Source organism: Nemorincola caseinilytica, assembly GCF_039540515.1.
Taxonomy (GTDB): domain Bacteria; phylum Bacteroidota; class Bacteroidia; order Chitinophagales; family Chitinophagaceae; genus Nemorincola; species Nemorincola caseinilytica.
On sequence record NZ_BAABFA010000023.1, the window covers coordinates 24,548 to 50,345 of the forward strand.

The window sequence follows — 25,798 nt, forward strand, 5'->3', positions numbered from 1 at the left end:
AAAAACTGGCAAATGAAATTCGGTACGGAAGAGCTCATATATAGTGCGGCCATAGTGGCGCAGGTAGGCCTGGCATATTACCTTTTCAAAAGGGTGCAGAACAGCCGCAGGCAAAAGGCCGATGTGCCATATGCGTCCGGCTCTTACGAACAGAACAGGCATACCGCACTGCACATCACGCCACAGCAGTTGGGGCTTGCCATGCAGCCTGCCGTTACCAAGGTATATGGCGTGGTCATGGATTGGGATATGAGCGGTACAGTGCTTTCGCTATGTGCCTACATCACAGGCGCTGCCAACGCCTTTCTAAGTAGTGGTACCGCGGTAACAGGTGTGGGCGCCAACCCCGCCATTGCAGAGCAGGCATCAGAGCTGGTGCAGATGGCGCAGGGGTACCTGAGCAAGTGCATGCCCGTGGCCGATACAGGGCTGCCGCTACCGGGTACAGTACGCTTCTACCTCCTTACCAACAACGGTATCTATGCCGCGCAGGAGCTGCTGGGCGCTATAGAAGACAACAGTTCTCCCTGGCTGGGCCTTTTCTTTCGTGGCAATATGTTGCTGGATGAGATAAAGCAGGGGCCTGCTGCACAATAAGGATCATTCGCATTCCATGTTGTAGAACTCGCCCAGCTCTACCAGCCGCAGGTGTGATGAGTAGGTCTCATCGCCCATGCGCTTTTGCCTGAACACACAATGCGCTACCCCGCAGCGGCCATCGCGGGTCTCGCCATATAGCTCCATGTGTATGTAGCGGGCCACTATATTGCCGTCCTCGTTGGCCAGCACTTCCCAGTCGTCCGATACTATTTTGGCCAGTATATAATGCTCCTGGCAGCGTATGCTGGCCGCTTTCTTATTGGCCGCTACCAGCCCACTGTATTCCAGTTCGGGATCTCTCCATGAGCGCTTTATATCCCTGTAGCGCGCACTGTTCTGCGCATATGCACCCATAGCGAATGCGCACATAACAACAGCGGTCATAAGTAGCCTTTTCACAGCATAGGTATTTGCGTAAAAGTATAAAAATATAGATGGCCTGCGGCGCTATATCTTCTCTATGGAATAGCTCACCTCTTCATGCTCTGCCAGGAAGGCTATCAGCTCATCGCTTATCAGTATCTTCTTGTTTTGCGTCTTTAGGCGTATGCCCATATCGGTCTCCAGGTCCCTTACACTTATCACCAGTTCGGTATTGCCGGGATACTTCCTGATGTTGGCCTCCATAAAGGTGGCTATCTCCTCGCTCAGTTTATCCAGCGGTATGGCCATGCTTATCTTTTTGGTCATGGTCTTGCGTACCTCGTCCAGCAGCATCATTCCCTGTATCTGGAATTCCATAGTGCCCGGCCTGAACCTGTGCTCGTCATATACACCCGTTATCACCAGCTTCTGCCCGTTCACCAGGTAGTTGCCATAGGCCACATAGTTCTTCTCCCACATCACTATCTCCATATTGCCCGAGTAGTCGTTCAGCACCATCTTCCCGAATTTGCTCCCCTTCTTCGTGGTCATATGCCCCGCATCTGTTACAAAGCCTGCTATACGCACCTGCCTGCCGCGTAGCTTTTCCAAGTCGGTTATAGCCGTCATGCCATAGTGCGTCATCTCGAACTTATAGCCATCCAGCGGGTGTGCGCTCAGGTAAATGCCCACTACTTCTTTCTCACGGTCCAGCAGTTCGGGCAGGCCCCATTTATCGCACTCGGGTATGGTAGGCGGTTTTATCTCGGGCATGGTGGCTGCGCCAAAAAGGCTATTGGCCGTCATAGATGCCGTTGCCTGTAGCTGGTTGCCAAAGCGCATCAGGCGTTCCAGCCCTGTTATAGGGTCTACCGCAGGTGCATAGAAATACTGCGCCCTGTGCATCTGCGAAAAGCAGTCCAGTGCCCCTGCCAGTGCCAGGCTTTCCATCGATTTCTTGTTCACCGTGCGTTGGTTCACGCGTTTTATGAAGTCGAAGATGGTCAGGAATGGGCCGCTGGCCTCGCGCTCGGCTATGATGTCCTCTACCGCGGCCTCGCCCACGCCTTTTATGGCGTTCAGCCCGAAGCGTACCACGTTCTCCTTGGCCACGGCAAAACCTTTCAGGCTCTCGTTCACATCCGGCCCCAGTACCTGCAGCCCCATGCGCTGGCACTCCTCCATGTAGAATTTTATCTTCTCTATGCTGCCCTGGTTGTTCAGTACGGCCGCCATATACTCGGCGGGATAGTGGGCTTTCAGGTAGGCTGTCTGGTAGGCCACAAGGGCATAGCAGGTAGAGTGCGATTTGTTGAACGCATACTGTGCGAATGCCTCCCAGTCCGTCCATATCTTCTGCAGCTTGTCCTCGGGGTGTCCCTTTTTCTGCGCCCCTTCCACGAACTGGCCCTTCATCTTGTCCAGTACGGCCTTCTGCTTCTTACCCATTGCCTTGCGCAGTACGTCGGCATCGCCCTTGCTGAAGCCCGCAAGGCTCTGCGACAGTAGCATCACCTGTTCCTGGTACACGGTTATGCCATAGGTGTCGCCCAGGTACTCGGCCATCTCCGGCAGGTCGTAGGTTATAGGTTCCTGCCCATGTTTGCGCTTTATATAGTTGGGTATGTATTCTATAGGCCCCGGGCGGTACAGGGCGTTCATGGCTATCAGGTCATCGAATTTGTCCGGTTTCAGGTTTATGAGGTGCTTCTGCATACCCGGACTTTCGAACTGGAACGTACCATTGGTATCGCCCCTCTGGTACAGCTCGTAGGTCTTCTGGTCGTCCAGCGGCAGCTCGTCTATATTGATGGCTATATTGTAGTTGCGCTTTATCAGTGTCAGTGCATCTTTGATGATGGTGAGCGTTTTCAGCCCCAGGAAGTCCATCTTTATCACACCCGCGTTCTCTATCACATTGCCCTCATACTGGGTTATCAGCAGTTCCACATCCTTGGTAGCGCACACGGGCAGCAGTTCCGACAGATCCTTAGGGGCTATGATGATGCCCGCCGCATGTATGCCCGTATTCCTCACCGATCCCTCCAGGGTCTCTGCCGACCGCAGTATCTCGCTATGCAGCGATCCCTGGTTATATATGGTTCTCAGTTGTTCCACAAGGGCCATATCCTCTGCCACCAGGCCTTCCTTCGCTTCCAGGCTGTTCTCGCCCTTTAGCTCGGCATGCAGCAGGCGCTTCAGCGATATGCCGGGCTTTTCAGGTACCAGCTTGGCCAGTGCATTGCTCTCTGGCAGGGGCAGGTCCATCACGCGGGCCACATCCTTTATACTGCTCTTGGCGGCCATGGTACCATAGGTCACTATGTGTGCCACCTGGTTCTTGCCATATTTCTGCACCACATAGTCTATCACCTTCTGGCGGCCCACGTCGTCAAAGTCGGTATCTATATCCGGCATGCTCTTACGGTCCGGGTTCAGGAACCTTTCGAACAGTAGCTTGTATTTTATGGGATCTATATTGGTGATGCCTATGCAGTAGGCCACCACCGAGCCCGCCGCCGAGCCACGGCCCGGGCCTATGAACACACCCAGGTCGCGCCCCGCCTTTATGAAGTCGCTCACTATAAGGAAGTAGCCCGCAAAGCCCATCGTCTTGATGGTGAACAGCTCGAACTTTAGCCTGTCCTCTACCTCGGCCGTTATTTCCTTATAGCGCTCTTTGGCGCCCATCCAGGTTATATGTTCCAGGTAGGCGTCCTGGTCATCATGAAATTCGGCTGGCACCTTGAAGTGGGGCAGCAGTATGTCGCGCTCCAGCTTCAGGGGCTTTATCTTATCCAGTATCAGGTTGGTATTGTCTATCGCCTCCGGCAGATCGCTGAACAGATCTGTCATCTGCTGCGTGTTCTTGAAGAAGAACTGGTCGTTGTAGAAGGCAAAGCGTGCATCCTTCATATGCACCTCATCGTCGCCACCCTCCTTATACTTCGGTGTACTCTGTTTCTCGCCGGTGTTTATACACAGCAGTATGTCGTGCGCATTGTAGTCGCTCTGGTCCACATAGTGGCTGTCGTTGCTGGCTATGATGGGCACATTGTATTTGCGGGCAAAGCGTACCAGCACCTCGTTCACCTTTATCTGTTCGGGTATCTCGTGGCGTTGCAGCTCTACATAGTAGTCATCGCCAAAGAGGTCCAGCCACCATTTGAAGACCTTCTCTGCCTCATCCTCGCCCTTGCGCAGTATGGTGCGCGGCACATCGGCCGCCAGGCAGCAGGTAGTGGCTATCAGCCCTTCATGATACTTTAGTATCAGCTCCTTGTCTATACGCGGGTACTTGCCATATAGCCCCTCCATATACCCCAGAGAGCATAGTTTCACCAGGTTCTTATAGCCCACCTCGTCCTTGGCCAGCAATAGCTGGTGGCAGCGCTGGTCCTTATCGTCCTTCGAGAATTGGCGCTTATGCCTGTCGGCCACCAGGTAGAACTCGCAGCCCACCACCGGTTTTACTTCCGGCTCTTCTATGTTCTTTCCCTCGGGCGTAGTGCCCACCACCTTCTTTTTCTTCCAGGCCTCTGCCACGAATTCGAACACGCCGAACATATTGCCATGATCGGTGATGGCCATCGCAGGCATGCCATCCTTGCGCGCCTTATCGTACAGGCGCGATATATTAGAAGCCCCGTCCAGCAGGGAGAACTGTGTATGATTGTGTAAATGAGAGAATTTCATGAGAGAACCGCACTCGTCCGCCATCGGCAGACACCCTTACAGCGTCTCACAAAGTAACGAAAAATGAGGGGGTAGGCGAGGGGAAGTTTTCCACAGAAAAGTAAAATGATACCTGTCTTATCGTGGGACAAAAGAGATCTTAATTATTTTCATAGATTTGTATTTTATATACTCTATCTATGAAACGATCAATAGGGATAAAGTCCAATGAATTTGGTAATTCACCTGTCAAGGGCCAGAAAAAGAACTTTCATCCTATCAATACAAAGGAGATACACATTCCTTTCTCGACCTCGAAAATGGAGGTGCTCCGTGAAGAGACTCCGGAAGAAGTAAAGAAAAGAATAGAGCGGTCTATGAAGAACATGGAAAAGGGAAATAGTGTTTCCTTTTCGGGTGAGGAGTTTCAGCAGTTATCGAAGGTTTTAAGCGGTGCTTAATTATTTGAATTTTTTCATTCAATACGTTTACTTAAATAGATATGAAAGACCAATCACTAAAACTATGGCAAGAATTTAGAAGAAGTTTTATTTTTCATCTCAAGAATACTCCACAGGAAAAATACTATGGAATGCTTGATCAAACAACAAATGTTTCGATAAAGAAGAATAGGACAAATTTTTATTCGAATTATTTTATAGACAAAATTGCTCTAGACTTAGAATTAGAAAAAGAAAAAAAAGAGTTTTTAAAAATAGACATCTCATTAGTTCAAAGATCTGTGAATTTCGGATGGCCTGTAAGAAAGATATTTATTGAGGTTGAAAACGATTTAGATGGTGATCCAGAGAGAGAAGTGCAAAAGCTATGCTCAGTATATGCCCCGCTAAAAATACTTATTGTATGGACATGGAATTCTTGGGATACTATTAGACAAGATCACTTAGTTGATAATTGGAGTTACATATTAAACTCATATCATGATGTATTTGTAGATTTAGCCGGTACGTTTATTGTAATAATAGCGGAAACTAATTTCAATTCTAACACAAAAAAAATAAGATTTCTTGCCACATCATGGAATGAAACTCAAAAAACGTTCGATGCCGAAGAAGTATTGTTTGAACGGACATTCTAGTTGCCCCGCCTGATTGAAGTTCCACTTGCGAAAGGAGCCGTTCCCCCTGTTTGGCCACAAGTAATGCATCGTGCCCGACCTGGTCGAAGTGTCTCGCTTCGTCTTCGCTAATGCAAGCGTTCGCTTGCGAAAGGAGCCACTAAAACCTCTGTTTTGGTCGCAAGTAATACATCATGCCCATCCTTCCATCCTACGGATCAGGGGGTCAAACCATGATGTACACTTTCTCTGCACATCATGTCACTCCATTTTGGTTCACTCCTATCCATATCTCATATTTGTTACGGTCGGCGCCCACCACTACAAAAGGCGCCTGCACCGGCACAATATGTACATATACCTACATGGCACATCACTATATACTTTTTGGGGCATTATCCGGGTACCCGTGTAAACTAATTCAGGTACTCACACCTACACAAAAGGTGCATAGACCGACATAGAAGGTACATTTTATGTACATAAGACCGACATGAAACAAGCATAAAATGTGCATAAAATGAGGCGAAAACGACTATAAATGATTGATTATCAATGAAGATGCCTTCCTATAAAAATATTTCCACAAAATGCACCTTTCCCGATTGTCAAATTGTAATCACATTACCGCATTGCCGAATTACCCGCCACACCTCCTCCCTCGTACCATACTGCTCCCGCAAGTACCTCACCGATGTCGCCCCCGCCGATTTAGATAACTTCATCCCATCCGCCCCCGATACCAATCCATGATGATGAAAAGTTGTATCAAGAAATGAGCCAGCACGCAGCAGTTTTGCCAGGTACAGTTGCACCAGTGTCGATGGCCGCAGGTCCATACCTCGCACCACCAGGTCCACCCCATAGTGCATATCATCTACCACCGATGATAACTGGTATGCAGGGTAGCCATCCTTTTTCCGTATCACAGGGTCTGCCATCAGGGTAGGGAAGGGATGTTCTTCTATGCCCTGCAATGTGCGCATATGCACTACGGCATTCACATCAGTACGCAGCCGCCAGCAGGCGTCCTTTGTATCCGGCGGCAGGCCTTTATGCCTGCAGGTGCCGGGATAGCTGCCATCCTTGCTGTGGCTCAGTACCTGCGCGCGCGAGCAGGTACAGGCAAATACATGCCCTACCTCCCACAATTGCTGCAGTGCGGCACTGTATAGCGGCAGACGGTGTACCTGCGAGTATTCTTGCTCGAATTCCTCGTAGTTGCGCGGCCCCTCATGCCAGGGTATCTCCAGGAAGTTCAACGTATCGAAGATGTCCTGCACATACTCCCGCTCTACGCGGTCGCGGTCCATGTCGTCTATACGCAGCAGTATTTTGGCGCCGGTGCGCCCGGCCAGTGCGGCAGTGGTGGCGAACGACAGTACATTGCCTATGTGCAGGTAGCCGCTGGGTGTGGGCGCTATGCGTGTCTTTCCGAAAGTTGTGTGCACCGAAGAACTATTGTGCCAGTTGTATGATGTCCTTACCTTCTATCACATCACGCTCATACCCGCGCTGGGTAATGTGTATCATGGCCAGTCCCAGCTCGCGCATGGTACAGAAGCCACCGGGCGCTATCGCCCTGCCTATGGGGAACAACCAGTTGATGTACTTGTAAAAGCTATGTGTACGCGTAAGCCCCGGTGTAGGCTTTATAAAACCCGGGCGAAAAGCATATGCTTTCCGGAAAGGCAACTTCATCAGGTCGTTCTCGGTCTTGCCCTTTACGCGTGCCCAGTTGCTGCGTCCCTGCTCGGTGCTATCTGTGCCCGCACCCGATACATAGCAGAACACCATATCCTTATTGAGCCGGCAAAGGGTTTCCCCCACATGCATGGTGAGCGTATGGGTTATCTTGTAATATTCTTCCTTGCTGATGCCTACCGACGATATACCGAGACAGAAATAGCAGGCATCATAGCCCGAAAGGTGTTGTTCTATAGCAGAAAGGTCGTAAAGGTCGGGGTGTATCACCTCCCTCAGCTTGGGGTGCGACAGGCCAATGCTTTTGCGGTTTATCACCAGTACTGCGGCCACGTCAGGATGGTTCAGGCATTCGTGCAGTACCCCTTCGCCCACCATGCCGGTAGCGCCGGTGATAATGATCCTGAGCGCATTCTTATTCATGACCAGTTATTTCAGTATCATCACATCCTTATACCCGAACCACTGTTTCAGAGAGTCTTTCACTCTTGTGGTGTCCATTATGCGGCAGGAGATGGTAGTGACCACGAAGAAATTGGCAGAGTCTTTTTCAACAACTTCTACTTTGTTGCCGTTCAGTGTCAGCATACCTACACGCTTGTCGGCGCGGTCCTTTGTGCGGTAGCTGCCTATCACCATCTTGAAGTCGTTCTCCAATGTAGAGTCTACTACCAGTTGTGCATTGCTGTCCACGGTGTCTACCTGTGGCGCCAGGGTGTCCGGCTCGGGCAGTACTTGCTTTGCGGTAGTATCTATCACAGGCGCGGCCACCGGTGCAGGTTTATTGTTCTCGGTAATGTAGTAGTAAACGAAATAGCCACCTGCACCCAGTATGATGATGAACACCAGCACCAGTACCACCATCCGCCAGTTCACCGAATCGGCCTTGGCAGGCGGCGGGTAAGAGGGTTTGTGCGACAGTTTCGAGTTCTGTTCATCCAGTTGCTTGCTGTTCTTTATCACCGGTATACCTGCGGGGGTATAGTTGAATTTCTCATCGGTAATGAAAGATACTTTGCCATCCTTTTCTACGAACCGGCCTATATTGGGTATATGCACCTCCTTGCCCATGGCCAGGTCTTTGCGGGCCTGTACACTGTATTCGCGCAGGGTATTGGCCGCTTTCGATATGCTTATCTGCTCATTGGTGGCTATGAAATTGGCAAAGCTGTCATCTATCGATCCGCCCGGGGTCACGATCACCTCGTAAGAGGGTGGTTGCAGGGCATTGCCATCATAAGTAGCGCGTACTTTCCGCAACTCCATATTGCCCAGCCCATGTATGTAACAAAATTGGTTCTTGAGCAGGTACAACCCTATATACTTCGCTATATCCATTGTGACAATTAGCCTATGAAAGTAGTGCTTTTATTTAGAATTTCAACCGCAGGCCGCCATAAATGTTGATACCGTATACCTGGTATCCGTACCAGCGCTGGTACTTGTTGTTGAGCAGGTTGTTCACCTGCAGGAAGGCAGAAAGACGGGGCAGTATCTGGTATTCACCGTTGATGTTCAGGTCGGTAACGGGGTTCAGGACAATGGCATTATACTGCGCATCGCGGGCATGTATGCCGCCCAGGAAGCAGAAGCCCAGCGATGTGTGCAGTTTCTTGGTCACGTCATAGGTCACATCGGCGGTTATGCGTGTAGTAGGCTCGTGCCATACATGCAGGTCGGTGCTGCTGTAGAAGCTGAACAGCTCTGCTGTAAGCCCTGCCGACCAATGCCTGGCCACAAAATACCTGCCCGATACCTGTGCCGATATGGCCTGAACATCCTGGTATATAAGGCGGAAGGTCTTCTGGTCGCCGGTATCGTTCAGGAAGGTGGGCAGACCGGCATAGTTCCACCAGCTGGCCTTGGCCGAGTAGGCGAAATGATCGCCGCCGCCACCCTGTACCTGCAGGAATATCTCATCGCGGCGGGTCTGTACCACAGGATACAGGCTGGCCATATAAGGGTTCTCTGTGGTAAGCTGTTCATAGGTGTTCTGCCGTAGCGATGCTTTCCATCCGCCTGTTACCCATGCGCTCAGGTTCGGTAGCTCCAGTGTGGCCTGCAGATCGGGTAGTATATATCCGTTACTGCCTTTACCAAGGCCAAAGCCCACCAACGCATGGCCACTAAAATTCTTCGTATTCAGCTTCAGGCCGGGGGCGGCTATCACATAGTTGTTGGGTGTGGTAATGGTATCGGCCTTGTAGCTGGCCACTGCGCCCGAAAGGTCTATGTGCAGGCCCAGGCTCTTGTTCAATTTGTATGTAACGGGCACATGCAGCATGGCCGATATCTCCGATGTATTGTGTCGCGCCGCATAGTAAGATGCACTTATATCGGGCGCATAGGACAATTCTGATGAAGTATCCTTGTTATTGTCCATCCCTGCCGATATCCTTACCGAGGTGTACGCCTGTCTTACATCTTCCTGCTCATAGTTGTACAGCATGTGGTCGTAGCCATAGTAGCTATACCTGTTGTGGGCTGCCGACAGGCCGGCATGCCAGTCCTCTGCAGGCTTGTGCATGGCAAAAGCGGCATCGGCGCCCGACAGTGATGAACGCTGGTTCACTATCTGTCCCTTCTGCGATATATGATGCAGATGTATAGCCGTTTCGTGGTCCTTGCCGCGTATGCTGCCTATACCTGCCTCGCCATATATGGTAGACAGGTTGCCCCCGCCCAGCTTCACATAGTTGGGGTAGGCCTGCTCGCCGGTATTCTTGCCAAGGGCCAGCGGGCGCAGCGGGGTAGAGTTGTATGCGTAGTAAAGTGTCTGCTGTGGCACATCGAAGTTAAGGCGTGGCCTGGAAGTGTCTACTGCAGGCATGGCCGGCTTCCACTCGGGTTTTGGGGCCTGTTTCACTTTGGGCTTGTAAGACTGGGTCACTTCTATGGTAGAGCCTTTCAGCACAGTATCGGCGCCACGCTGTGCGTGCACCATCGTTGCAGACATAAGTGATACCAATATGAGGCCGTGCCTTATTCTCATTGTACGCTTGTCTTGTTTTTAATCCTCCAGCTTGCTTTGCTGCTTTTCCATTTTCTTTACTTCATCCAGCTTCCTGGTAGCTTCTTTCTTCAGCTCTGCATTCTTTGTGTTCTTCACTATGCTTTGCAGCAGTGCCTTTGCGTTGAAGAGGTCTTTTTCCTCTATCAATATATCTGCCAGCAGCAGGTAACTTCCCGTCACCCAGGTCTCGTAGCCCGATGACAGCCTTATGCTTTCGTTCGCGGCATCCTCTGCCTCTTTCAGCTTGCCCTGCTGTTTCAGTGTCAGGGCTATGTGGTAGCGGGCCTCGGCTGCTATTTCGCCTGTTTTGCCAGTTGCCAGTTGTTTATATATCTCCAGTGCCTCGGCAGCCTTATCGGTCACTTGCAGGCAGCGGGCCTTGTAGAGCTTTGCCTCGGCAAGGCCATCGGCCGATGTAGTGGGCGAGGCCGTGAGCGTATCGGAATATGCGTTGGCCTCGGTATGCCTGCCCGAGTGGTATGCACTCTTCATCAGCCCACGGTATATGGCCTCGCTCTGGCTATTCTCGGCGCTATTGGTGCGCAGTAGCAGATAGGTCTTATAGGCGCTTTCGGCGTCTTTCAGTTCCATGGCTATCACCGCCGCACGGCGTGCGCTGCTCTCAGAGAAATCGTTCCATGGTGTAGCCAATACCGCATTGAAATGTTCGCGGGCCTCGGCAAATTTCTTCAGCCTGTAGTTGCTTTCACCCAGGTAGTAATGGGCTTTAATGGCATTGATGCCGTTAGGGTAGTGTTTCAGGTAGTCGGTATAGGCACGGCGGGCCTCTTCCCATTTACCTGCTATGAATTGCGATTCGCCCGCGGCATAGTAGGCCGATTCTACAGCGCCACTATCGCCCGATGGCAGGTCGCTCTCGTTCAGCAGCTCGGCATATTTGCCCGGCTGGTTCGACTGTACATACAGGTTCTTCAATGCCTCCAGCGCTGCAAAACGCTCCTCTGCACCCGGGTGCTCTGTCACCACGCGCCTGTAGGCGGCTATGGCATTCGCATTGTCGTTCAGTTGCTGATAAGCAAAGCCCGTCTTCATCAGCGATCGCGCTACGAAGCTCTTATCTGCCGCAGAATCTATCAGGTATCTGAAAGAGGAAATGGCCGGCTTATAGCTTTCCATATCCATCTGTGTCACTGCTATCTCGTAGCGGGCATTGGCCGCGTATGTGGATGGTGGCTTCGACCTGGCTATCTGCTGTAGCAATGCCAGTTTCTCCTGGTTGCGGTTCAGCAGACCCAGTATTATACCTTTCTGGAACTGTGCGTACTCAGCATCGGTACTACCCGATGCTATTATCTTCTCATAAAGGCCCAGCGCCTTGGTATAGTTCTTTTGCAGGAACACGGCATCGGCTTCCAGCACATTGGTAGCTGCCACGAATTTAGTATCGCCCGATGCCGCCAGCCTGGCCTGAGCGAAGTAGTCCTGTGCGGCTACATAGTTGCCCATTTCCAGTGCAGAGTAGCCCATGTTCAGGTAGGCATGCTGCACGGTGGCCTGCGGGCTTATCTTCTCTACTATCCTTATGTCGCCTATACGGCTTATGAAGTTCTGTGAATAAGTTATAGCATCCGAATAGCGTTTGTCGTGGTAGGCAAGCTCGCCGCGCCAGAAGTAGGCGGCACGCTCATACTCGGGTATCACCGGCGTAGATAGCGACTTGGCAAAATATTCATCTGCCACAGCGGCCTCTCCCTTGCGGAACTGCTGCACAGCATAGCCATAGGTGGTCTTCTGGTACACCATGTTGTAATGCTCGTCCTTCGCCTGCACATCCTGCAGCAGTCGCAGAGCGTCCTCGTATTGACTGGTCTTTATCAGCAGGTCCGAGCGCAGGGTCTTTGCCTCGTCCGTGAATTTCGAGTTCGGGAAGTTGGTGAGCAGGGTATTGGTCATGCGCAGCGCCTCGTCATTGTTGCCGTTCTCATAGCTGAGGCGGGCGTACAATATCATGGCGGCTTCCTGCTGCGGCTTGTTATATGGCATATCTGCACACAGCCCGAACGCATTGCGCGCACTTACCCTGTTACCTGTTTTCAGGTAGCAGTCGCCCAGCAGGTACATAGATGTCTGGCCCAGCGAGTCGTGGGCATTGCTCAGCATCTTGAATTTTTCGGTGGCGTTCTTCCATTCGCCCAGCCTGTAGTAGCAATAAGCCATCTTGTACAGGTCTTCCTTGCCTATCTTCTTGGTATGCTCGTAGTAATACTCGAAGTAGGGCCTTGCACGGGCATATTCCTGCTCTTCAAAGAGGCATTGTGCGGCCAGCAGGTGCAGCTCATTGTGGTAGAACGACTTCTCCTTGCTGCTGATAAGGGTATCTGTCAGCGACAGCGCCCTCGCCCTGTTGCCTTTGAAGTAGTATATCTCGGCTATGTAGTATGGTACATAGGCACGGTATTCTTTCTCGTCCTTTATGATGTCGAAGCTGCGGAGCGCCTCATCATACTTGTTCTCGTTATAGCATAGCAGGCCATAGTAGTAGTTGCCCGCCATGTAGTATTTGGTACCCTTCAGGTCTTTGATGTAGGCAAAGAGAGGTTTGGCCTTATCCAGTTGTTTGTTATTGAAGTAGCAGTACGCCAGCTCGAATTTCTGGTCGCCTACCTCATCATTGTCCAGGTTGGCCACGCCTGCCTCTTCGTAGTACTTTATGGCCGCAGCATACTTGTCTTTCTGAAAGTAGTATTGCGCCAGTGTGTAGCTGAGGCGTTGCGTATATGCGGGGTTCACTGTCTCGCTCAGCGTCTTCACGGCATAGGCAGGTGCGTCCCCGGCATCGGCCTTCAGCTTGGCCACCGCCATATTGAACCTGGCCTTGTCAGCATCCGATGGGTCGGGCTGCGCTACTTTGCGGTCGTCAGTTTTTACGCCTTTCGAGGCCGACAGCCCCGATACCGCATAATGGCCCTGGTGCTGCTGTTCGTCCGAAAGGGATGGATATTTATTATGCGGTGCCTGCGAAGCATTCACTTGTGCATATGCATAGGGTGCCCTCACCGCGATAGCGATACAGGCCATGATCATAAGCGAAGGTCTCCGGGGTAGTAAGTTCATCAGACAGTTTTAAAAGTTCCATGTCAGATTTACACTCGGGAATAAAGGTAGCTGGTATTTCTTAGTGTTCGTCAACCTGTCCACATAAAAAATGTTATTGCGGTTGTAAGCGTTCGTAGCAGCGAACGTCAGATCTAAGCTCGAGTGCTCCCTCAGCGGTATATGCTTCTTGGCAGAGAGGTCCAGCCTGTGGAAGTAGGACAGGCGGCCGCCGTTTATCTCGTCGGCATATATTATGTTCACCTGGCCATTAGGCACTGCGGGATTGGTCTGCAGGCCCATAGAGAAGTTCTCGTAGAAGCCCTGTGTCTGCGTGAAGGGGAATGGTGCGCGCAGGTTGTAGCGTGCAGAAAGTTCCCAGTCCTTTTTGCTGCCTGCAGTGTAGGAGGCCACTATATTGCTGTTGAAGCGCGTATCGAAGGGGGCAGGGTAGGTCTGCTTGTTGCCTTTGCCGTCTATGCCGGTATAGTTCACCACCTGGTAGCCCATAGCGGCCCAGAGGTAGATGCGGTCCTTGCTGTATTTGGCAGAAAGGTCTATACCGCTGGCTATACCCGATGAGGCTACAAAGTCGGGGTCGTTCACCTGTGTCTTGTGCCTGTTCAGTTCATTTATCTGGTCAAAGTATTTTATCCAGGGCTCTGCGTTCAGTTCCACGCGGTTCACGTCCACTTCCAGGCCACATACTGCATGGTACGATTTCTGCAGGTTCGATTTTACGATCTCTCCGTTCGCGTTCCTTATCCTCTGGTCGGGGCTCAGGAGGAAACCTGCGAACAGGTTCACGATGTCTATATCGGATTTAGTACTAACGATGGTCTGCGAATAGATACCCGTAGCGCCCTTCAGGCGAACGTTGTCCGATATGTTGTACTTGATACCAAGGCGGGGCTCAGGAGACATCCTGTTCAGCTCAGAGTAGTACTGTATACGCAAGCTGGGCTCTATTATCACTTTGGTGTTCAGGTTGTGGCGGTACATGAAGTAGAGCGATGCTATGGTGCCCTGCCTGTCCTGCGTGGTAGATACCCCCGCGCTGCTGTAGTAGCTCAGCGATGTGTTCAGGCCATTTATCTCCACACCGTATTTCAACTGGCTGTAGTTCTTCAGGAAGTAGGTGAAGTTGATAGCCGCCTCAAAGCCGCCTACGCTGCTGGTGCGGGGCAGGGTATCGGTGCCGGAGCTCAGTTTTTCGTTGCTTATGTCGTAGTGCGAGTAGGCGAACTTACCGTCTATAAGTGCAGAAGTACCGGCGGGCGATACCACGAAGGTAGCGCCGCCACCTGTGGTCTTCCAGCGGTAGTCGGCTATTTTCTCGCCTGTGGTATCGTTCAACAGGTTGGCCCTGTCGTCAAAGTTGAAGCCGAATACGTTCAGCTTGCTACCATTGTCACCGCTGAAGGTCACCTTGCCATACAGGTCGCGGAACTGGAAGGGCAGGCCGTTGGCATATGCATCGCCCAGGCTGCCATATAGTGCTTTGGAAGATTCGTAAAGGTAGCTCTGCTTGCCTGTCACCAGGAAAGAGATACCGGCGCCATTGTCTTTCTTAGACTTCACCAGTGGGCCTTCTACCATTGCCCTCGTCATGATGGGCGATGCCGAAAGCAGGCCGCTTATCCGGTTCTTGTTACCGTCGCGGGTGTGTACGTCCACTATGGCCGCAGTACGGTTGCCGTACTGTGCGCTGAAGCCTGCTGTATAAACGTCCACGTTACGGATGGCCTCTGTCTCGAACACAGAGAACAGGCCTATAGAGTGGAAGGGGTTGTAGATAGTAACACCATCAAGATATATGCCCACCTGCGATGGAGAACCACCGCGTATGTATAGCTGGCCACCCTGGTCGCCGGTGAAGATAACACCCGGTATCACCTGCAGGTACTGTGCCACATCGGGCTCGCCACCGGCACTGGGCAGCATCTTCAGCTGGCGCGGTGTTACGGTGGTCACACCTGTGTTGATGCGCGTGAGCTTCTCGGTCTTGCGGCCCGATACCGTCACGTCCTTCAGCGATACCTCTTTGGTAGTGATGTATATCTTTTTGGTCACGATAGCGTCCGGCAGTATGTTCGCATCGGTGATGCTGCTGTCATAGCCTATTGCGGTCACCAGCAGCTTGTAGCTGCCCGGTGCGAGGGTTAGGGAGAAGTAGCCGTTCACATCTGTCTGCACACCTGTTTTGCCATTTATCACCGTCACGTTGGTGTAGATCATAGGTTCGCCCGTTTTCTTGTCGTATACGAAACCTTTTATCGTACCATTATTATTTTGCGCGCTGGCAAGAAAGGGCAATAGGAAAAGAAAAGCGGCCAGGAGGCCTAAGCTTTTTTGCATGATATAAGTGTGTTTAGAATGTATGTAAAATGGCTTTCGGTATACGATGCATACCCAATTTTCAAACCGGACAAAGATAGGAATAACCTAATGGCTAACAAATGCTATAATTTTGTGAAAATTCAGATGCGACCGCCCCTATATTCTGTTAGGACAGAGCCATTTCCCTCCAAAAGGGGGATATCGCCAATGCAGGAAATATGAAGCAGAAAGTGGAGCCACTTCATACTTCATATTCCATTCTCACATGCATCACGAATTCATAATTCATAACTCATAATTCATAATTCATAATTCTAAACTTTCACCGTCTTCCATCTACCCATGCGGAAGAACAGGTATACGGCCAGCGCCATCAGGGTCTCGGCCACAGGTACGGCTATGAATACCCCTGTCACCCCTATGTCGGTATACTTGTGCAGCAGCCATGCAAAAGGTATCTGGAACACCCAGAAGCCGAAGAAATAGATCCATGTAGGTGTGCGGGTATCGCCCGCGCCATTGAAGGCCTGTGTCACCACCATGCCTATACCGTAGAATATATAACCCGCACTGATGATCTGCAGCGCCTGTGCCGCATATTGCATTTGCTCCGTTTGCGCTGCAGGTATGAACATACCTGCCAACGGATGGGCAAAGAACAGGAACAGCACCGTTACGCAGGCCATGAATATCACATTGTATTTTATGGTCATGGTCACACTCTTTTCTGCCCTGTCGGGTAGCTGTGCGCCCAGGTTCTGCCCCACCAGCGTGGCCACGGCATTGCTCATACCCCAGGCGGGCATTATGAAAAATACCACCATGCGAATGGCCGTCTGGTATCCTGCCGATGCCGCACTGCCATACTCTGCCACCATAGTTGCCAGGAATATCCAGCTGGCCGATGCTATGATGAACTGGAAGGTAGCAGGCGAAGCTATGCCTATCAGCCCTTTCAGGATATTGGCCGACGGCCTGAAATGATGGGCCTTTATCTTCAGCGTGCCCGATGCCTTCCACAGGTGGTATAGCTGGTACAGCACGCCTATGCTGCGGCCGGTAGTGGTGGCTATGGCCGCGCCTGTTACCCCGAATTCGGGAAAGAACCCTATGCCGAATATAAGCAGGGGGTCCAGCACTATATTAAAGGCATTGCCCAGCCAAAGGCTCTTCATGGCTATAGATGCGTTGCCCGCCCCGCGGAACACGCCATTGATAAGGAACAGCAGTATGATGGCTATATTGAAGCCGTACATGATGCGGGCATAGGTGATGCCCTGCTCTATGGCCGCAGGCTCGGCGCCCATCAGCCGCAGTATATCACCTGCATATATGTAGCCCGGTATACCTATCACTATCGATGATATGACGCCCAGCAGTATGGCCTGTGCGCCGGCATGGGCCGCCTCTTCGGTATTCTTTTCGCCCACGCGCCGGGCCACCATAGCGGTAGCGGCGGCGCTAAGGCCTATGCCCACCGAGTATACCAGTGTGATGACGGACTCCGTAAGGCCTACTACCGACACGGCATGTACGCCCAGCTTGTTCACAAAGAATATATCCACCACTGCGAATACCGATTCCAGTGCCAGTTCCAGCATCATAGGTATAGCCAGCAGCGCCACTGCCTTGCCCAGGCTTATAGTGGTAAAATCGTACTCGTCTCCGCGCAGGGCAGAGCGTATTATGGCCCAGTAATTGGGCTTCCCGGCCTTTACGGCCTCATTGTTGTTCATTGTTATAGGTCTTGTGTGTTTGTAAGGGTAGCAAAGGTAAAAGGATGCCCGATGCAGATATCCACAAATTTCTGAATGGATGCGGTGTCCTTATCTCATGCTCCCAAGGTGTTTTTCCAGTTTTTCTATGTTCTGCTCCAGGCCCTTGTCCGCCTTGAACTGCTCTATCACTTTATCCAGTTGCTCCGGCGAGTCGAATTCCATGTGCCACGAAAGATGTGTGCTGTCTCCATCGGCCCTGAACCGTATAGTGGCATGGAACTTTGGCCCCGATACATGGTCGTAGGCTATCAGTTCGTTCTCTACTACCTCGGTAAAGATGCTTTTGTTCTTATAGTCGGTACCGTCAGGCCCATGCATCACCAGTTCCCATGCGCCACCGGGGCGCAGGTCCATTGTATATATGGTATTGCTGAAGTCGTTGGGTCCCCACCATTTGGCTATATGTGCCGGATCGGTGAATGCCTTCCATACCAGGCTCACAGGGGCATTGAGCGTACGCTCAATGAAAAGGCTTTTATCGGTCTTTTTCATAGGTCAGGCGATGGTCTTTAGTAGTATTCCCAGTTTATCGAATGTGCCACCATAGCCTTCCACCATAGAGCCCGTCATGCTGCGGAACATATCCTGTTCTTTCTCATTTGCATTCAGGGCCTTTATCCAAAGGTTCAGCGTGGTCTTTCCATTTTCTTCCTTCATTTCCACTACGTTCAGTATCTCCAGCGGCCAGTCGGCGCTGAAAGGTGCCCGTGTCACGCCTGCGTTCTCGTCAGAGAAAGACACTACGAACACCAGCCTGTTCGGTTCGCTCACTTCATGGAAGATGAACCTGCCCCATTCCACCGGGCCGCCGGGTGCTGCAAAGCTGTAGTGGAACAGCCCGCCGGGGCGCAGTTCCAGCTCTGCCACCTGTGTGTCGAAGCCTTTCGGGCCCCACCATGTGGCCAGGTGCCTGGCCTCGGTCCAAGCCCTCCATACCAGCGATATGGGGGCGTCAAGGGTGCGGGTCATAAGATGCGTAAGGCCTGTACTATGATCCTGTATGGCTGCCAGGTGGTCTTCCAGCTTGTTTATGGTCTGTCTGCCACCTTCTACGGCATATCCCGCTACTGCGTCTCGTTCGGACGCAGTAGGGAATACGCAGCGCATTGTAAGTTTGGTCTTGCCATCCACATCTTCGAAGGTCACCGTCACCTCGAAGCGGTGAGGGTCGCCCTCTATACCTGTACCGTGGTCGTACACCAGTCTTTCGGGGCGTACCACTTCCTTGTACTTTATCAGGTTGGGGTAGTTGGTGCCATCAGGGCCATGCATGGTCGATCGCCATATGCAGCCCTCTTTTACTTCCATTTCGTGTATGGTAGTAGTGAAGCCGGTAGGGCCCCACCATTTGGCTATATGCTCAGGGCGTGTCCACACATCGAATACCAATTCTCTTGGTGCGTTCAGCAGGCGTTCCTGTACTATTTCGCGTGTATGTGTGTCAGTGTGTAGTGTGTCAGTGTGTTGCATCTTATTTGTTTTTCTTTTGTAGTTCGTTCAGATAATTTTCCAGCGAGTCCAGTTTGGCCGTCCAGAACTTACGGTATTGTTCCACCCAGTCCGATACTTCGCTCAGTCGTTCCATTTTTGCTTCGCAATAGCGTTCCCTGCCCTGCTGCTTTACATCTACCAGCCCGCACTCTATGAGTATCTTCATGTGTTTGTAGATAGCGGTACGACTCACATCGAAGTGCTCTGCCACCGAGTTCACGTTCAGCGGCTTGTACGCTATCATATTTAGTATCTCTCGGCGGGTGGGGTCGGCAATGGCCTGAAAAACATCTCTGCGCATAAATGAAACCTTTTGGTTGCAAAAATATGCAACCTTTTGGTTTTGTAAAATATTTGCACAGAAAATTATTCCTGTTGTCGTTGCACGAATGCATCAGCAGGTCATACGATGATCTGACAACACTTCTGTTGCAGAGTACTGATAAGATATCCGGGGAAAAGAAAGGTTATTTACCTTCCTGCAGCTTCAGCAGGTCTCGGGCGGGTACGCGCTTTATTTCGCCATTCACGCATATCACTGCCGTTTCATTATTGGCAGCTTTTTGTTCATAGAGCTTGCGTATCGCCAGTTTAAGACCGGCCTCTATTTTATTGAGCAACTCAGCGTTGTCCTGTTTACGGCTCATGAAAGCTTTTTTAGCGCAGACCAAAGGTCGGGGTTTTCAATGATATTTTCAAATTCCGACTCCTTTCGGGCTATCGGTTCCAGTATTCCGTACGAGTTGTCGGCCACTATCCATGTATCGCATATGGGCATGAACAGGTGAAAGAGGTTGTGTGCACCCTTGTAATACCTGCGCCTCACCACATTGCCGGGTATGTTATGGCCACCCTTTTGCACGCGCTCTGCCACGCGTTGCAGCGCCAGTTCGGGCGTGGTAAGCCATATGTAAATGAGTGTTACCGTATATCCCATCCGGTGCGCCCTATGCACCAGCCCCACATAGCTGCGGGTGGCCAGGGTGGTCTCTATGGCAAAGTCCACGCCGGTCTCCAGCAACTCGTCTATACGGTGCAGCATTATGCGGCCGGCCTCTATGGCCACACTCTCGGGGTTGAAGGGAGATATACCAGCAGCTATATTATCGGCATTCACAAATTCGCGGCAGCCCAGTACATCAGGAAATACGGTAAAGCTGGCCGTGGTCTTACCCGCGCCATTGCACCCCGCTATGATGTAAAGATCGGCCATGTGTTATTGTTCCGCCGTTGCGCTAGTGCGCTTTTATGGTATAGTTCTTTGGTATGGAAAAGGGATAGTCCAGCGCCTTGTCGAATTCGGGATTCGTGATGCTCATTTCCAGGTGGTAGTTCTTCAGCCCGTTCTGCACATCTACGGTACGCTCTGTAGATAGCCTGCGGTCGCTCACCATGGCATAGGCAGCATATACCAGCAGTGCATGTGGGCCGCCCGCCTGCAGGGGCTGCAGGTCACAGGTCATCAGGGTACTGTCTGCCATCCTGTATGATAGCTGTTGCATATAGGTGGCATCCAGCATGTGTATCGTCCACATGGCATCTTTCTGCTCGGCGCTCATAGGGGTAGCATCCACTATAGGGTCTCCCGTTAGCACATGCTGCAGTTGTGGCAGCGTTACCGATACCGGTAGTACTTTGCTTACATCGGTCAGCGGCAGCAGTGTCACCTCTTTTTCTATATGGTTCACCATAAAGAAGCTGTCGCGGGTCATCAGCATCCTGGCCACAGGGTACAGTCCGCCAAGGGCGGTCACATTCACCCACATCACACTATCTTTTTTCAGGCGGAAATTGGCAGAGAAATCGGCAGACTTGTCCGGGCTTTGAAAACTCACCTTTGCCTTGCCGCTGAATGTGCGGTAGTCCATACGCTTGCTTTGCAGTGGCAGCAGCATGGTCAGCAGCTCTGCGTCGGGTCGCACTGTTGGGGTAGTGTCCGGTGTTGCCTGTACGGTCTGTATCGTATCGCGCACGGTGGTGGTCACCGCCTGCTCCTTCTTGTTCTTCTTTCCTGCCTTTTTCTGTAGTATGCAGGAAGAGAACAATACAGGCAGCGCTACCAGCGCCACGATATACGAACCTATCTTATTCATACAGTTTCCCCTCCCCGATCTTTTTATCGATATTCTTGTCATCCGTCCCTTTTTCTTTGGCCTTTTTCCATGCTTCTACGGCCTTGTCCTTTTCGTTCAGCTTATACAGCACATCGCCCAGGTGGTCGTACAGGGTGCCGTCGGCATTGCTGCCTGCTATGTCTATTGCTTTTTGTATAAATACTTTGGCCTGTTTCAGGTCGCCCTTCTTATACAGTATCCACCCGTAAGTGTCCAGGTAGGTTCCCTCATCAGGCCGCAGCTCCAGCGCACGCTTCGACATCTTTTCTGCATCGTCCAGCCGCAGACCGCGCTCCGACAGGTAGTAGCTGTAGTTGTTCAGTACATTGGTATTAGCGGGGTCTATGGCCAGCGCCTTATCAAATGCCTCGTCCGACCGTATGTATTGTTTGGCCGTATAGTATACATCTCCCAGGGTACTGTACATAGCCGCAAGCGCATCTTTATTGTTATCGGGCTGCAGGTCTATGGCGCGGTTCAGCGCCTTTATGGCGGCAGGGTTGTTATCCTTGTTCATATACCCCAGGCCGTTGTAGAAATGCACTATGGCCTGGTTGGGAAAAAGACGCATGGCCTTTTCGGTATACTTTATCAGCGAATCGGCATACTGTTTTTCCAGGTATACATTCAGCAGGTGCCCCCAGGCATCGTATGTGCCCGGCCGCAGTGCCACTATGCGCTTGTATATTATGGCTGCGCTGTCTTTTTTGCCACTGTTCTCCAGCGTTTCGCCATAATACTCCAGTATAGAGGTATTCAACTCTTGTATGGCAGCATCACCAGGGTCTTGTGCTGCCAGCTGCTCCACCACGGGTAGTGCATCTGCCAGCGCCGCTGCCGGGTTGGGCGCTCCCTGTATGTAGTCCCTTAGTATATCTACCTGTACATCGGTCTCTGCATAGGGGTTAGTGATGGCTTTTCTTATATAGGTAGTATAGCGCGTGGTATCGCCCATTTTCAGTGCATGTTCGGCAATGCCCGATTGTACAAAGGCATCATTTGGCAGTTTTTTCAGGGCCTGCTCATACAGCGTGGTGGCCTTTGCCGTCATGTTGTTGTTGTCGTAGAGCCTGCCCAGCAGCCTATAGTATTCGCCATTGCGTGGCTCGTTGGCTATCATCTGCTCTACTACCTCAGTAGCTTTTTCAGGCTTGTTCATGCCCAGGTATAGCCTCAGTTTGCGCACCATCAGTTCCTCATCGTCCATGTTGCGCTGCAGGGCTATATCCAGGTATTTCAGCGCTTCCTCCTTCTTGCCTGCTTTCTCATAGGCCTCTGCCGCCAGGCCGGGGTAGTCCTTGTCGCGTACATCCCTCCGCGATAGCTGTGCATACACATCTGCTGCCCCGGCATAGTTCTTTGCAGAGTCCAGCAGGGCGGCATATATCTCCTGGTACCACTTATTGTTCGTGTCCAGCGCTATCGCCTTTTTCATGCTTTGCATAGCGGCGTCCATGTTCTTCCTTTCGGCATGTATGCGCGCCATCTCAGAGTGAGCTGCAGCTACCTTCGGCCTTTCGGCTATGAATTGTGTGAGCAGGGTAGCGGCCGTTGCATTGTCTCCATGCCTGTGCGCCGTTATGGCCTCAAAGAAAAGCTCGTCCGTACGCGCCTCTTTTCCTTCTATGGTCTTGTTCTCGGCCGTGGTGGTATCGCCTATCTGCAGCGATGCCGGCTGGGCCAGCACACTGCCAAAAGGCACGATAGACAGTAACAGGGTATATATGGAAGCCTTTATGTTCATTGCTGTGTGGAGAAGTCGCCTATGCTCAGTTCAGAGGGCTTTTCCATGTAAGTTACGCTTTTGCCCAACATGGAATTATCGATGCAGGCATTTTTAACAATGCTGTCGGCCTGCACTATACTGTTGGTGATACGCGAGTCCGATACCCGTACTCCTTTCTCCAGCGATACCAGTGGCCCTATCACCGAATTGGTCACTGTGACACCGGCGCCTATGTAGCAAGGGGGTATTATCACCGAATCGGTGATGGTGGCCGATGGGTGTATCAGCTCTTCCTTGCCATGTTTTATATCCAGTATGCGGCCATTGGTATATACGGTAGCATCCTTATTGCCGCAGTCCAGCCATTCTTCTACCTGCCCAGTATAGAATTTCACGCCGTTGTTCAGCATATGCTCCATAGCGTCGGTAAGCTGGTATTCGCCTTTCAGCTTTATATCGTTGTCTATGAGGCGCTGCAGCTCTTTCTGCAGGCGCAGCCCGTCGCGGAAGTAGTACACGCCTATTATCGCCAGGTCCGATACGAAGTCCTTCGGTTTTTCTACAAAGGCCTCTATCTCATTCTTCTTATTCAGCTTCACTACGCCGAATGCCGAAGGGTCGTCCACCTTCTGTGTCCACACTATCGCATCCTTCTCGGTATCTATGCTGAAGGTGGCCTTGAACAGGGTATCGGCGAATGCTATGAACACATTGCCAGCCAGGGTATCGCCTGCGCACAGTATGGCATGTGCGGTGCCCAGCGGGGTCTCCTGGTAGCATATCTTGCCTTTTGCGCCCAGCGCCTCTGCTACCGAGCACAGGTGCTGCTCTACCTCCTTGCCAAAGGCAGGGCTTATGATAAAGGCTATCTCTTCCACCTTCTCATTGCTGGTGGCCAGTATATCCTCTACCAGCCGTTGTACTATAGGTTTACCGGCTACAGGCAGCAGTGGTTTGGCAGTAGTAAGCGTATGCGGCCTCATGCGTTTGCCCATGCCGGCCATTGGAATGATGATGTTCATGTTATTATAAAGAGTTTAAAATTTTTGCTTCTTATCGATCGGAAATGATAGGGAAGGGTAGTGACGCATCAGTTCACTCCAGAGTGGCCAAAGCCACCTGCGCCACGCACCGTCTCATCCAGTTCCTCGCTCTGTTCCCATGTTACGGTAGTGTATTCAGCTATCACCATCTGGGCTATGCGCTCGCCATCGTTTATGGTCTGCTCCTCGCCCGACAGGTTGATGATACCCACCATTATCTCGCCACGGTAGTCGCTGTCTATGGTGCCGGGGGTATTTACTACGGTAAGGCCCCTTTTTATAGCCATACCGCTGCGGGGGCGCACCTGGGCCTCATAGCCTACAGGCAGGGCCATGTACAGGCCTGTGGGAATAACGGCACGCTCCAGCGGGCGCAGTGTCACAGGTTGCTGCAGCCATGCACGCAGGTCCATGCCGCTGCTGCCCGCGGTCTGGTATGCCGGTAGCGGGTGCGGCGATCGGTTGATGATCTGTACTTGTATCATTTCGGGTGACAAAGGTAATACCAATTACCGGGTAAAAGAGACATACCGGCACAGGCGTACTACGCCGGGCGGTGGATATGGGGGATCTCTGTGCAAAGAAAAAAGAATGCCGCAACGCCAGAGGGCGGCGCTGTAGCTATAGGCTTACCAATCCCTGTTGTGGTGTTTGTGGTAAGACCTGTACTTCTTTTTGTGTACATAATGGCCCTTGTGCCTGTACCTGGCCCAGGTGCCCATGTAGCAGCTACTCAGGTTGGCCATCAGTACTATCAAGGCTATTATACGCAGTATCTTGTACTTCATAAGGACATTATGTATGTTGATGAATGAGTCCGTTTTCTGTAGATGGCAGCTAATATCGGCATTTTTTTCTCATTTTCTCAATAATGCAGGCATCATGCCCATTTTTTATGGCAAAAGGCCCGCTCATAGCGCACTTATGTCAGTTCTGTACACCGCTGCCGAATTAGCATTTAGCTTCGCCTATCTACCGTTTCCTCTATTGTGTTATCCACCAGCCGTATATGATGTAGGGCATTATATATATAGTAATTATACAAGAAACTTAAATAATTCAATAATAATGTGCCCCCGACACCGTAGTAACTTGTGTGTACCAAAAACTATGCACTATGAGAAAGTACATCTTATTGTTCTCCGCCATCATCGCTGCCATGACAGGATGCAAAGACGAGGCCGCTAACATGCCACAGGGTGCAGAGCTGGCCACCACATCGGAAAGGACCTCTAAGGATGAAACAAAGGCCACGCCGCTATCGCAAGAGGTGAATACCCTGACCATGGATCCCACAGAGGCCGCCATCAAAAATATGACCCCGGGCCCCGAGCATAAGGAGCTTGCGGCATCAGAGGGCCGGTGGGAAACATCTATGACCTATTGGGACCACGAGGGCGCCACTCCCACCGTTACCAAAGGCACTTGCGAAATGAAAATGGTACTGGGCGGGCGCTACCAGCAGTCCATATATAAGGGCAATGTGAACGGAACAGAGTTCGAAGGTATAGGCTATGTGGCCTACGACAATGCCAAGAAGATGTTCGTAAATACATGGATAGATAATATGGGTACCGGTATATTGTACCTGGAAGGCGCATACGATGCCAATAGCAACTCTACCGAAATGGTAGGCAAATGCATGGACCCCGCTACCTGCCGGCAAAAGGGTATGCGCCAGATAACCAAGAACCTGGATGAGAATACACAGGTAATGGAAATGTACGAGACGCCCGAAAATGGCAGGGAGTACAAGACCATGGAGATACGCTTTGCCAAGCGTTAACTGTTGCAATATTCATAAATGCATAACGGAGAT

The 25,798-nt window shown here is 51.5% G+C and carries 23 protein-coding genes; 4 read left to right on the top strand and 19 right to left on the bottom strand.

The window, feature by feature from the left end; genetic code table 11:
- Positions 1 to 12: 12 nt before the first annotated feature.
- Positions 13 to 597: a hypothetical protein gene (locus ABD843_RS14310; protein WP_345084500.1), complete on the top strand. Its 585-nt coding sequence runs from the start codon at positions 13 to 15 to the stop codon at positions 595 to 597.
- Between the two features lie 3 nt (positions 598 to 600).
- Here the strand turns inward: ABD843_RS14310 and ABD843_RS14315 are convergent, their stop codons facing one another.
- A complete protein-coding gene (locus ABD843_RS14315; RefSeq protein WP_345084503.1) occupies positions 601 to 999 on the bottom strand; it encodes a hypothetical protein in 399 nt (132 codons plus the stop codon).
- Positions 1,000 to 1,047: 48 nt separating this feature from the next.
- On the bottom strand, positions 1,048 to 4,659 hold the full coding sequence (gene dnaE / locus ABD843_RS14320; RefSeq protein WP_345084506.1) for a DNA polymerase III subunit alpha: 3,612 nt from the start codon (positions 4,657 to 4,659) through the stop codon (positions 1,048 to 1,050).
- Positions 4,660 to 4,838: 179 nt separating this feature from the next.
- Here dnaE and ABD843_RS14325 point away from each other — a divergent pair, with 179 nt between their 5' ends.
- Together ABD843_RS14325 and ABD843_RS14330 are read left to right on the top strand one after the other, a co-directional pair.
- Positions 4,839 to 5,099 carry a hypothetical protein gene (locus tag ABD843_RS14325; RefSeq protein ID WP_345084509.1) on the top strand — a complete coding sequence of 87 codons (261 nt, stop codon included), beginning with the start codon at positions 4,839 to 4,841 and terminating at the stop codon, positions 5,097 to 5,099.
- A gap of 41 nt (positions 5,100 to 5,140) precedes the next feature.
- Entirely contained in the window at positions 5,141 to 5,737 is a 597-nt protein-coding gene (locus tag ABD843_RS14330; protein WP_345084512.1) for a hypothetical protein, read from the top strand.
- 587 nt (positions 5,738 to 6,324) lie between these two features.
- Here the strand turns inward: ABD843_RS14330 and ABD843_RS14335 are convergent.
- The 17 genes from ABD843_RS14335 to ABD843_RS14415 form a co-directional block, all read right to left on the bottom strand.
- Entirely contained in the window at positions 6,325 to 7,167 is an 843-nt protein-coding gene (locus ABD843_RS14335; RefSeq protein ID WP_345084514.1) for a glutamate--tRNA ligase family protein, read from the bottom strand.
- Positions 7,168 to 7,174: 7 nt separating this feature from the next.
- A complete protein-coding gene (locus ABD843_RS14340; RefSeq protein WP_345084517.1) occupies positions 7,175 to 7,843 on the bottom strand; it encodes an NAD-dependent epimerase/dehydratase family protein in 669 nt (222 codons plus the stop codon).
- A gap of 6 nt (positions 7,844 to 7,849) precedes the next feature.
- Entirely contained in the window at positions 7,850 to 8,758 is a 909-nt protein-coding gene (locus ABD843_RS14345) for a hypothetical protein (RefSeq protein WP_345084519.1), read from the bottom strand.
- Positions 8,759 to 8,792: 34 nt separating this feature from the next.
- Complete coding sequence (locus ABD843_RS14350; RefSeq protein WP_345084522.1) at positions 8,793 to 10,412, bottom strand: hypothetical protein; 1,620 nt, start codon at positions 10,410 to 10,412, stop codon at positions 8,793 to 8,795.
- Between the two features lie 18 nt (positions 10,413 to 10,430).
- The gene (locus ABD843_RS14355) at positions 10,431 to 13,508 is read right to left on the bottom strand and encodes a tetratricopeptide repeat protein (protein ID WP_345084525.1); all 3,078 of its coding nucleotides are present in this window, start codon (positions 13,506 to 13,508) and stop codon (positions 10,431 to 10,433) included.
- A gap of 9 nt (positions 13,509 to 13,517) precedes the next feature.
- Positions 13,518 to 15,845, bottom strand: coding sequence for a TonB-dependent receptor (locus ABD843_RS14360; protein ID WP_345084529.1), 2,328 nt, complete (start codon positions 15,843 to 15,845; stop codon positions 13,518 to 13,520).
- A 296-nt stretch (positions 15,846 to 16,141) separates the two neighbouring features.
- Positions 16,142 to 17,563 carry an MATE family efflux transporter gene (locus tag ABD843_RS14365; RefSeq protein ID WP_345084532.1) on the bottom strand — a complete coding sequence of 474 codons (1,422 nt, stop codon included), beginning with the start codon at positions 17,561 to 17,563 and terminating at the stop codon, positions 16,142 to 16,144.
- Between the two features lie 90 nt (positions 17,564 to 17,653).
- The gene (locus ABD843_RS14370; protein ID WP_345084535.1) at positions 17,654 to 18,097 is read right to left on the bottom strand and encodes an SRPBCC family protein; all 444 of its coding nucleotides are present in this window, start codon (positions 18,095 to 18,097) and stop codon (positions 17,654 to 17,656) included.
- A gap of 3 nt (positions 18,098 to 18,100) precedes the next feature.
- Positions 18,101 to 19,075 (bottom strand): SRPBCC domain-containing protein, encoded by a 975-nt coding sequence (locus tag ABD843_RS14375; protein ID WP_345084541.1) that lies wholly within the window; start codon positions 19,073 to 19,075, stop codon positions 18,101 to 18,103.
- Between the two features lies 1 nt (position 19,076).
- Positions 19,077 to 19,397, bottom strand: coding sequence for an ArsR/SmtB family transcription factor (locus ABD843_RS14380; RefSeq protein WP_345084544.1), 321 nt, complete (start codon positions 19,395 to 19,397; stop codon positions 19,077 to 19,079).
- A gap of 166 nt (positions 19,398 to 19,563) precedes the next feature.
- Positions 19,564 to 19,743 (bottom strand): hypothetical protein, encoded by a 180-nt coding sequence (locus ABD843_RS14385; RefSeq protein ID WP_345084547.1) that lies wholly within the window; start codon positions 19,741 to 19,743, stop codon positions 19,564 to 19,566.
- On the bottom strand, positions 19,740 to 20,309 hold the full coding sequence (locus ABD843_RS14390) for an ATPase (RefSeq protein WP_345084550.1): 570 nt from the start codon (positions 20,307 to 20,309) through the stop codon (positions 19,740 to 19,742). Before ABD843_RS14390 ends, ABD843_RS14385 begins: the two co-directional genes overlap by 4 nt.
- A 22-nt stretch (positions 20,310 to 20,331) precedes the next feature.
- Positions 20,332 to 21,189 (bottom strand): lipoprotein insertase outer membrane protein LolB1, encoded by an 858-nt coding sequence (lolB1, locus tag ABD843_RS14395; RefSeq protein WP_345084553.1) that lies wholly within the window; start codon positions 21,187 to 21,189, stop codon positions 20,332 to 20,334.
- Positions 21,182 to 22,954, bottom strand: a complete 1,773-nt coding sequence (locus ABD843_RS14400; protein ID WP_345084556.1) for a tetratricopeptide repeat protein — start codon at positions 22,952 to 22,954, stop codon at positions 21,182 to 21,184. Before ABD843_RS14400 ends, lolB1 begins: the two co-directional genes overlap by 8 nt.
- Positions 22,951 to 23,958 carry a sugar nucleotidyltransferase gene (locus tag ABD843_RS14405; RefSeq protein WP_345084558.1) on the bottom strand — a complete coding sequence of 336 codons (1,008 nt, stop codon included), beginning with the start codon at positions 23,956 to 23,958 and terminating at the stop codon, positions 22,951 to 22,953. Before ABD843_RS14405 ends, ABD843_RS14400 begins: the two co-directional genes overlap by 4 nt.
- A gap of 68 nt (positions 23,959 to 24,026) precedes the next feature.
- Positions 24,027 to 24,464, bottom strand: a complete 438-nt coding sequence (gene dut, locus ABD843_RS14410) for a dUTP diphosphatase (protein ID WP_345084561.1) — start codon at positions 24,462 to 24,464, stop codon at positions 24,027 to 24,029.
- 144 nt (positions 24,465 to 24,608) lie between these two features.
- Entirely contained in the window at positions 24,609 to 24,767 is a 159-nt protein-coding gene (locus ABD843_RS14415) for a hypothetical protein (protein ID WP_345084564.1), read from the bottom strand.
- Between the two features lie 329 nt (positions 24,768 to 25,096).
- On the opposite strand from ABD843_RS14415, the gene ABD843_RS14420 reads away from it, so the two are divergent.
- Positions 25,097 to 25,765: a DUF1579 family protein gene (locus ABD843_RS14420; RefSeq protein ID WP_345084567.1), complete on the top strand. Its 669-nt coding sequence runs from the start codon at positions 25,097 to 25,099 to the stop codon at positions 25,763 to 25,765.
- The last annotated feature ends 33 nt before the right edge of the window (positions 25,766 to 25,798 follow it).

Bases quoted from the DNA above. Each gene is read 5' to 3' on its own strand.
- ABD843_RS14325 (WP_345084509.1), top strand. From the start codon at position 4,839: ATGAAACGATCAATAGGGATAAAGTCCAATGAATTTGGTAATTCACCT.
- ABD843_RS14340 (WP_345084517.1), bottom strand. From the start codon at position 7,843: ATGAATAAGAATGCGCTCAGGATCATTATCACCGGCGCTACCGGCATG.
- ABD843_RS14375 (WP_345084541.1), bottom strand. From the start codon at position 19,075: ATGCAACACACTGACACACTACACACTGACACACATACACGCGAAATA.
- ABD843_RS14370 (WP_345084535.1), bottom strand. From the start codon at position 18,097: ATGAAAAAGACCGATAAAAGCCTTTTCATTGAGCGTACGCTCAATGCC.
- lolB1 (WP_345084553.1), bottom strand. From the start codon at position 21,189: ATGAATAAGATAGGTTCGTATATCGTGGCGCTGGTAGCGCTGCCTGTA.
- dnaE (WP_345084506.1), bottom strand. From the start codon at position 4,659: ATGAAATTCTCTCATTTACACAATCATACACAGTTCTCCCTGCTGGAC.
- ABD843_RS14420 (WP_345084567.1), top strand. From the start codon at position 25,097: ATGAGAAAGTACATCTTATTGTTCTCCGCCATCATCGCTGCCATGACA.
- ABD843_RS14330 (WP_345084512.1), top strand. From the start codon at position 5,141: ATGAAAGACCAATCACTAAAACTATGGCAAGAATTTAGAAGAAGTTTT.
- ABD843_RS14350 (WP_345084522.1), bottom strand. From the start codon at position 10,412: ATGAGAATAAGGCACGGCCTCATATTGGTATCACTTATGTCTGCAACG.
- ABD843_RS14415 (WP_345084564.1), bottom strand. From the start codon at position 24,767: ATGAAGTACAAGATACTGCGTATAATAGCCTTGATAGTACTGATGGCC.
- ABD843_RS14400 (WP_345084556.1), bottom strand. From the start codon at position 22,954: ATGAACATAAAGGCTTCCATATATACCCTGTTACTGTCTATCGTGCCT.
- ABD843_RS14360 (WP_345084529.1), bottom strand. From the start codon at position 15,845: ATGCAAAAAAGCTTAGGCCTCCTGGCCGCTTTTCTTTTCCTATTGCCC.
- ABD843_RS14405 (WP_345084558.1), bottom strand. From the start codon at position 23,958: ATGAACATCATCATTCCAATGGCCGGCATGGGCAAACGCATGAGGCCG.
- ABD843_RS14345 (WP_345084519.1), bottom strand. From the start codon at position 8,758: ATGGATATAGCGAAGTATATAGGGTTGTACCTGCTCAAGAACCAATTT.
- ABD843_RS14355 (WP_345084525.1), bottom strand. From the start codon at position 13,508: ATGAACTTACTACCCCGGAGACCTTCGCTTATGATCATGGCCTGTATC.
- ABD843_RS14390 (WP_345084550.1), bottom strand. From the start codon at position 20,309: ATGGCCGATCTTTACATCATAGCGGGGTGCAATGGCGCGGGTAAGACC.
- dut (WP_345084561.1), bottom strand. From the start codon at position 24,464: ATGATACAAGTACAGATCATCAACCGATCGCCGCACCCGCTACCGGCA.
- ABD843_RS14365 (WP_345084532.1), bottom strand. From the start codon at position 17,563: ATGAACAACAATGAGGCCGTAAAGGCCGGGAAGCCCAATTACTGGGCC.
- ABD843_RS14380 (WP_345084544.1), bottom strand. From the start codon at position 19,397: ATGCGCAGAGATGTTTTTCAGGCCATTGCCGACCCCACCCGCCGAGAG.
- ABD843_RS14385 (WP_345084547.1), bottom strand. From the start codon at position 19,743: ATGAGCCGTAAACAGGACAACGCTGAGTTGCTCAATAAAATAGAGGCC.
- ABD843_RS14310 (WP_345084500.1), top strand. From the start codon at position 13: ATGAAATTCGGTACGGAAGAGCTCATATATAGTGCGGCCATAGTGGCG.